This window comes from Micromonospora sp. NPDC049799 (genome assembly GCF_040656655.1).
GTDB lineage: Bacteria > Actinomycetota > Actinomycetes > Mycobacteriales > Micromonosporaceae > Micromonospora.
This window is the reverse complement of record NZ_JBFAMU010000271.1, coordinates 1-6,677: the sequence shown is the minus strand read 5'-3', so window position 1 is coordinate 6,677 and position 6,677 is coordinate 1. Positions and strand designations below refer to the sequence as shown.

9 protein-coding genes and 1 pseudogene are annotated in these 6,677 nt (G+C 72.7%); 5 read left to right on the top strand and 5 right to left on the bottom strand.

Features of this window, described 5'->3' with window-relative positions:
* The 4 genes and pseudogenes from AB0I76_RS19450 to AB0I76_RS19435 form a co-directional block, all read left to right on the top strand.
* Positions 1 to 116: pseudogene (locus AB0I76_RS19450) on the top strand (tRNA (adenosine(37)-N6)-threonylcarbamoyltransferase complex dimerization subunit type 1 TsaB); the annotation flags it as partial.
* Positions 113 to 574 carry a ribosomal protein S18-alanine N-acetyltransferase gene (gene rimI / locus AB0I76_RS19445; RefSeq protein WP_357037119.1) on the top strand — a complete coding sequence of 154 codons (462 nt, stop codon included), beginning with the start codon at positions 113 to 115 and terminating at the stop codon, positions 572 to 574. The pseudogene AB0I76_RS19450 and the gene rimI, both read left to right, overlap by 4 nt.
* Positions 567 to 1,613, top strand: coding sequence for a tRNA (adenosine(37)-N6)-threonylcarbamoyltransferase complex transferase subunit TsaD (gene tsaD / locus AB0I76_RS19440; RefSeq protein WP_357037116.1), 1,047 nt, complete (start codon positions 567 to 569; stop codon positions 1,611 to 1,613). The genes rimI and tsaD overlap by 8 nt, the downstream gene beginning before the upstream one ends.
* Positions 1,614 to 1,630: 17 nt before the next feature.
* The gene (locus AB0I76_RS19435) at positions 1,631 to 1,885 is read left to right on the top strand and encodes a hypothetical protein (protein ID WP_357037113.1); all 255 of its coding nucleotides are present in this window, start codon (positions 1,631 to 1,633) and stop codon (positions 1,883 to 1,885) included.
* A gap of 6 nt (positions 1,886 to 1,891) precedes the next feature.
* Here the strand turns inward: AB0I76_RS19435 and AB0I76_RS19430 are convergent, their stop codons facing one another.
* From AB0I76_RS19430 to AB0I76_RS19415, 4 genes are read right to left on the bottom strand one after another with little or no spacing between them, the layout of a single operon-like run.
* Entirely contained in the window at positions 1,892 to 2,188 is a 297-nt protein-coding gene (locus AB0I76_RS19430; RefSeq protein WP_357037110.1) for a hypothetical protein, read from the bottom strand.
* Positions 2,189 to 2,199: 11 nt separating this feature from the next.
* Complete coding sequence (locus tag AB0I76_RS19425) at positions 2,200 to 3,249, bottom strand: toxin glutamine deamidase domain-containing protein (RefSeq protein ID WP_357037107.1); 1,050 nt, start codon at positions 3,247 to 3,249, stop codon at positions 2,200 to 2,202.
* Between the two features lie 3 nt (positions 3,250 to 3,252).
* A complete protein-coding gene (locus AB0I76_RS19420; protein WP_357037104.1) occupies positions 3,253 to 3,576 on the bottom strand; it encodes a hypothetical protein in 324 nt (107 codons plus the stop codon).
* A 13-nt stretch (positions 3,577 to 3,589) separates the two neighbouring features.
* Positions 3,590 to 3,961, bottom strand: a complete 372-nt coding sequence (locus tag AB0I76_RS19415) for a YbaB/EbfC family nucleoid-associated protein (RefSeq protein WP_357037100.1) — start codon at positions 3,959 to 3,961, stop codon at positions 3,590 to 3,592.
* A gap of 195 nt (positions 3,962 to 4,156) precedes the next feature.
* Between AB0I76_RS19415 and AB0I76_RS19410 the strand changes: the two genes are divergently transcribed.
* A complete protein-coding gene (locus tag AB0I76_RS19410; protein ID WP_357037097.1) occupies positions 4,157 to 5,740 on the top strand; it encodes a Na+/H+ antiporter in 1,584 nt (527 codons plus the stop codon).
* 16 nt (positions 5,741 to 5,756) lie between these two features.
* Here AB0I76_RS19410 and AB0I76_RS19405 read toward each other — a convergent pair.
* A partial coding sequence (locus AB0I76_RS19405; protein ID WP_357037094.1) for a CopD family protein occupies positions 5,757 to 6,677 on the bottom strand: 921 nt, incomplete at its 5' end.

Here is a 6,677-nt window from a genome sequence, read left to right as displayed (position 1 = left end):
CGGCCCTCGCGGCGGAGCGCATCCGGGCCGGTGCGCCCGGCGAGACGCTCACGCCGCTCTACCTGCGTCGGCCCGACGCCGTGGCAGCCACGGCGCGCAAGCCGGTCCTGCCGTGAGCGGGGTACGGCTGGAACGGTTCCGGTGGTGGCACATCGACGAGGTGCTGCCCATCGAGGCGGACCTGTTCGGTGCGGAGCAGTGGTCGGCGGCGATGTTCTGGAACGAGTTGGCCAACGGCCACCACTACCTGGTCGCCGTCGACGACGACACCGTGCTCGGGTACGCGGGCCTCACCGCCGCCCCGTCCGACGAGGCGTGGGTGCAGAACGTCGCGGTCCGGCGCGACGCCCAGCGGCGCGGCATCGGCCGCCTGCTGCTGGAGGCGCTGCTCGCCGAGGCCGCACGGCTCGGTGCCCGCAGCACCCTGCTGGAGGTCGCGGCGGACAACGGCCCGGCCCAGAAGCTCTACGCGTCCTACGGGTTCGAGATCATCGGCGTGCGACGCGGCTACTACCAACCCAGCAACACCGACGCGCTGGTCATGCAGCGACAAGAGGCAGTGAGCAATGGCTGACGAACCCCTGGTCCTCGGCATCGAGACGTCCTGCGACGAGACCGGCGTCGGCATCGTCCGCGGGCACACCCTGCTCGCCGACGCCCTCGCCTCCAGCGTCGACCAGCACGCCCGCTTCGGCGGCGTGGTGCCGGAGGTGGCCAGCCGCGCCCACCTGGAGGCCATCGTGCCGACCATGGACCGCGCCCTGCGCGAGGCGGGCGTGACCCTCGCCGACGTCGACGCGATCGCCGTCACCGCCGGACCCGGGCTGGCCGGCGCCCTGCTCGTCGGAGTGGCCGCCGCCAAGGGGTACGCGCTGGCCGCCGAGAAGCCCGTCTACGGCGTCAACCACCTGGCCGCGCACGTCGCCGTGGACACCCTCGAACACGGTCCGCTGCCCGAGCCGGCCGTCGCGTTGCTGGTCTCCGGCGGGCACTCCTCGCTGCTCCTCGTCGACGATCTCGCCCGGGGCGTGACCCCGCTCGGCGCCACCATCGACGACGCGGCCGGCGAGGCGTTCGACAAGATCGCTCGGCTGCTCGGCCTGCCGTTCCCCGGCGGCCCGTACGTCGACCGGGAGGCCCGGGCCGGCGACCCGGCCTCCATCGCCTTCCCGCGCGGGCTCACCGCGCCCAAGGACCTGGCCGCCCACCGCTTCGACTTCTCCTTCTCCGGGCTGAAGACAGCGGTGGCCCGCTGGGTCGAGGCGCGGCAGCGGGCCGGCGAGCCGGTGCCGGTCGCCGACGTCGCCGCGTCCTTCCAGGAGGCGGTCTGCGACGTGCTGGTCGGCAAGGCGTTGGACGCCTGCCGGACCAACGGCGTCGAGACCCTCGTCATCGGTGGGGGAGTCGCCGCCAACTCCCGGCTGCGGGCGATGGCCGAGCACCGGGCGGCGAAGCACGGGATCCGGGTCCGGGTGCCCCGCCCGAAGCTCTGCACGGACAACGGCGCCATGGTCGCCGCGCTCGGCTCGCACCTCGTCGCCGCGGGCGTCGCGGCCAGCCGGCTGGACCTGCCCGCCGACTCGGCGATGCCGCTGACCAGGGTCAGCGTGTGAGGGAGGGGACGGCCGACGTGATCGTACGGATGTGGGAGGCGCGGGCGGAGCCGTACGGGATGGCGGACCTCGTCACCTGGGTCTGTGACACCGCCCTGCCGGAGTTCGACCACGACCCGCTGCACGTGGCCAGCGAGGTGTTCTCCTCCACCGACCACCGGGTGGTGGTCATCTCCAAGTGGCGCAGCAACCCGCGACCGCTGCCGGACCCGCCTGCCATGCTGCTCGCCCGCCCACCGCACTCCTGGGACTTCACCCAGGTCGACCGCTGACCGTGCTCAGAACCGCAGCGTGGGAGCCGGATTGGGTCGCGTCCGCATGGAGCGGTCCATCGCCACGGTGACTGACGGCAGCCACTCCAGGGTGCCGTCGCTCTTGGTGACGGTCGGCACGGAGCCGGCCATCGCGTAGGACAGGTTCCCGTCGAGCAGGTACTCCCGGGAGCCGACCTCGAAGACGTACCGCTCGTCGTTCTCGGTGATCTGCCGGTCGTCGAGGCAGTACGTGCCGAACGGCCATTCCGGCTCGGTGGCCTGACGGACGATCTCGCGAGCCTCTTCGTACGTGACGGTCATGGCGGCTGATCCTATCGGCGGGTCCGGACGAACTCACTGAGGTGGGACGGCGTCGGGACATCGTCCAAGCGGACGAAGGACGTGTCCTTGGCGATGTCGAAGTAGCTGGCCACGTCCACGCCGGCGTTCTGACCATCGACGAACCGCACGGTGCCGCCGACGTTCTCCACGTTGAACACGTGGGCGCCGTTGCCCTGCCACTTGGCGTAGACCACGCCACGGGACCCCGGCCCGAAGGTCTCGAACGCCTTTTCGATGTCCCCCTTGGCCCCCGGGGTGAACGTCCGGCCCCACGCGTTCTCCAGGTCGGCGAGAGGGCGTCCGCGGAAGAGGTGGAACCGGTCGGGAAGGGCGGTCGCCTCCGCGTCGACCCCCCGGCGGCGCAGCTCGTACGCCTGCACGCAGTGCGTGCAGTTGGCCGAGTAGTGCGGGGTGCTGGTGTCGAACTTCGGGTTCACCCGGGCGAGGTCGTCGGCGATGCGCTTCTCCACCTTGCGGGCGGCCCGCTTCGCCCCGGCCGTCCGCACCAGCTTCAGCAGCTTCTTCGCCTGGTCGAGGATCTGTTTCAGCAGGGTGCGAACCTGTTGAACGACCTGCTTGACCAGTTGCCGGCAGGCGAGGCGGGTGGCGGCGATGAACGCCGGCACGGTGGCGGTGGACGCGCCGAAGGTCGCCACCGCGGCGGCGATCGCCATCGTCACCTGGACCAGCAGGATGACGAGCTGGACGAAGAACGCGATCTTCAGGGCCAGCGTCATGGCCGCGAAGACGATGAGGACGCTGCCGATGAGCTGGGCGGCGATCGCGTCCTCCAGCAGCCGCCGGCGTGGGCCGTCGTCGGCGTCCCACCACCGCCCGAACGCGTCGGTGGTCGTCCCGGCGTTGTGCCGGCACACCGCGTCGGCGGCGTCGTTGGCGCGGTCGGCGGCACCCTGCAACCGCGCCCCGAAGGCCAGCCACTGCTGCCCGGCGGCGAAGAGCAGCTCCTCGTCGGCCTCCGGCCACTCCAGGCCGACCCAGCTGAGCGGTTCGGTCAGCTCGGCCGGCAGCTCCAGGCCCACGGCTCAGCCGCCGAGACGGCCGTGCAGCGACTGGAACAGCTCGCCCGACCGCTGGTCCGTCTCGACCACCTGCGCGGCCCAGTCGGCCAGCCCTTCGGCCGCGCCGAGCAGTTGCTGCACGTGCGAGCCGTACGTCTCCAGGGCGTGTGACAGCACCTCCGTGTAGGCGGCACCGAAGACGCTGCCCGGCTCGTCGGCGCCCCACGGGTTCTCGGAGGTGACCGTGGCGCTCAGGGCGGCGAGCCCGTCCTCCAGCTCGACCGCGGCCCCGGCGATGGCCTGGGCCGAACCGGCCAGCACCTCGGGTTCGGTGTGCATCGGCTTCATCAGGCGTCTCCCGTCAGTTCGGTCGGCCGAGCCGGTCGGCGATCTGCTGTGCCGCGGCGGTCATGTCGTCGAGCCGCCGCTGCGCGGTCGTGCCGACGTCGCGCAGCAGCGGGCCGAGCCCCTCCGGGAGGGTCACCGGCGCGGCGGTGAGCTGCTCCTGGAGGGCCGCCTGCACCTCGGCGCGGGCCGCGGCGAACGCCTCCAGGATCGCCGCCGCCAGGTCCGCCGCCGGTAGGCGCAGGGCGCGCGGGTCGAGGTCGAGGTCGAGGAGGTCACCGGTGCCGTCGACGGTCAGGTGCACCAGGCCGTCCGCCGCCACGGCGGAGGCGCGGGTGGCCGTGAAGCGGCCGAGCAGGCCGTCCGGCCGGTCGTACTGGTCGGTCACGGGGACACCTCGATCCTGGATCGACTGTGGAGTGTCGATGGCTCGCATTCCGCAGCAGCCTAACGGTGCGCCGCCAGTGCCCTTCCGGGCGGCATCAATTCGGCGGTTCGGGAGCGACTCGCCGTCGTCGCGTACCACGATGGTGGGGTGGACCTGTGACCGGCGGCCGGCCGGCGGCGCGACGGGGACGTGACGGTGGAAGCTCTGGTCCTGATAGTGGTGCTGGGCAGCACGGTGCTGATCGGTACCACGCTCGGCGGGCGCTACAGCGTGGCTCCCCCGGTCCTGCTCATCGCGATGGGCGCGTTGCTCGCGCTCCTTTCGCCGCTGTCGCACGTCGTGCTCGGTCCCGAGGTGGTGCTGCTGCTGTTCCTGCCGGCGATCCTCTACCGGGAGAGCATCACCACCAGCCTGCGGGAGATCCGCGCCAACCTTTTCGTGATCACGTTGCTCGCGGTGGGGTTGGTCGGGGTGACGATGGTCGGGGTCGCGTTGCTCGCGCGGCAGTTCGGCGTCGACCCGGAGGCGGCCTGGGTGCTCGGCGCGGTGCTCGCGCCGACCGACGCCGCGGCGGTCTCCGGCCTGGCGAAGCGGATGCCGCGCCGTCTCCTCACCACCCTGCACGCGGAGAGCCTGATCAACGACGGCACCGCCCTGGTGCTGTTCTCGGTCGCGGTGGGCCTGATCGTCAGCGGCATCGAGCCGACGCCCCTGGGGCTGATCGCGCGGTTCGCCGGCGCGGCGGTGGGAGGTGTCGCCGCCGGCCTGCTGGTCGGCGGGGCGGTGATCCTGATCCGCCGACGCCTCGACGACCCGCAGCGGGAGGGCGGGCTGAGCGTGCTCACCCCGTTCGCCGCGTTCCTCCTCGCCGAGCTCGTCCACGCCAGTGGTGTGCTGGCGGTGGTCGTCGCGGGCCTGCTGCTTTCGTACGCCGGCCCGCGGATCATCCGGGCCCGGTCGCGGGTGGTGGCGTACACCTTCTGGGACCTGTCCACGTTCCTGATCAACGGCAGCCTGTTCGTGCTCCTCGGCATGCAGGTCCCGCGCGCCCTGCGGGGTCTCACCAGCATCTCGACGGGGCGGGCGGTGGTCATCGCCGTGGTGGTGACCGTCCTGGTGGTGGCGATCCGGATGGCGTGGATCCACCTCAGTACGGCCGCGGTTCGGCTCTTCGACCGGTCGGCCCGGGACAATCCGGAGTTTTCCTGGCGGGTGGCCACGGCGGCCGGGTGGGCCGGCTTCCGGGGGGCGGTCTCCCTCGCGGCGGCCCTCGCGGTCCCCATGGCGATGTCCAGCGGGGCGCCCGTCTTCGAACGTGACCTGATCCTCTTCGTGACCACGCTGGTCATCGTGTTCATCATGCTGGTCCAGGGCACGACGTTGCCGGTTGTCGTCCGGTGGGCCGGTCTCGTCGGCGACCAGCGGCGTGGGGACGAGGTGCGGCTGGCCCGGATGCGTGCCACCGAGGTCGGCCTGGCGGCGTTGCCTGGGATCGCCGACCGGTTGGGCGTGCAACGGGACGTGGTGGACCGGCTCCGGGCCGACTACGAGGAGCACCTGCACCACGTCCGGTCGCTGGACACCGCTCAGGAGGTCGAGGAGGCCGCGGGGGCCGCGGACCTCGACCGGCGGCTGCGGCTGGCCGTCCTCGACCACAAGCGCCGCGAGCTGACGCGGTTGCGGGATTCGAACGAGATCGACGACTTCGTGCTGCGCGATGTGCAGGCTGAACTGGACATCGAGGAGATCCGCCTGCTGGGGCCGGCGACCCCCGAGTGACCCGACGGTGGAGGTGTCAGCGGATCGGCACCGTCGCGGTCACGGTGGACTGGTCGAGGTCGGAGATGCGGGCGGTGATCCGCACCGTCCAGTCGCCCGGTACGGGAAAGCGAAGCTCGGCGCTGGCGTGGTGCGGCTCCGGCGTGTCGACTCCGACGGTGATCGGTTCGATGCCGGCGGCCGGCAGGGCGGCGGTGACGGTCCACTCGACGACCGGCAGCGGTCTGGCCTCCGGCGTGTAGACGTAGGCGTGCAGGCTGTTCGGTGTGCCCGCCTGTGCGGGGTAGACGTCGAACTGCACGGTGAGCAGGTCGGTGTCGAGGGACCGGGCGACACCCTCCCGGACGGCTCCGGCGGCCTCCGTGCCGGCGGTACGACCCGGTGGGGTCTGCACGAGCATCGCGGTGAGAGCCAGCACCACCGCGGTGACGGCCAGCTCGACACCGGCCGCGCGGACGACCCACCGGGGGTGGTTCGCGGCGACCCGGCGCCGGACGAGGTTGCGCTGCCCGGCGGCCACCGCGAGGACGGCGACCAGGAGTCCCGCCTTCGCGCACAGCAGCCGCCCGTACGTGCTGCCGAGCAGCGCCGACGGCCGGCCGAGTTCGATCGCGGCCTGGCTCAGGCCGGCGACGACGAGCCAGCACACCGCCACCGTGGCCCACCGGGACCAGGCCGGCAGGATCCGGGCGAGCACCCTTTCGTGGGTCCGGCGCAGGAGGAACACCGTGAGGGTGAGCAACCCGCCCAGCCAGACGGTCACCCCGGCGACGTGGACCGTGGCCAGGGCGACGCTCACCGCCGGCAGGGGCGCGGCCACCGGATGCCCGGCGAGCGGCCAGGTGGCCAGCCCGACCAGCCCCACCACCGCCAGCACGGCGGTGCGCCGCCGGCTGGCCGCTCGACGGACGACGGCGGGCAGCAGCGCCGCGGCGAC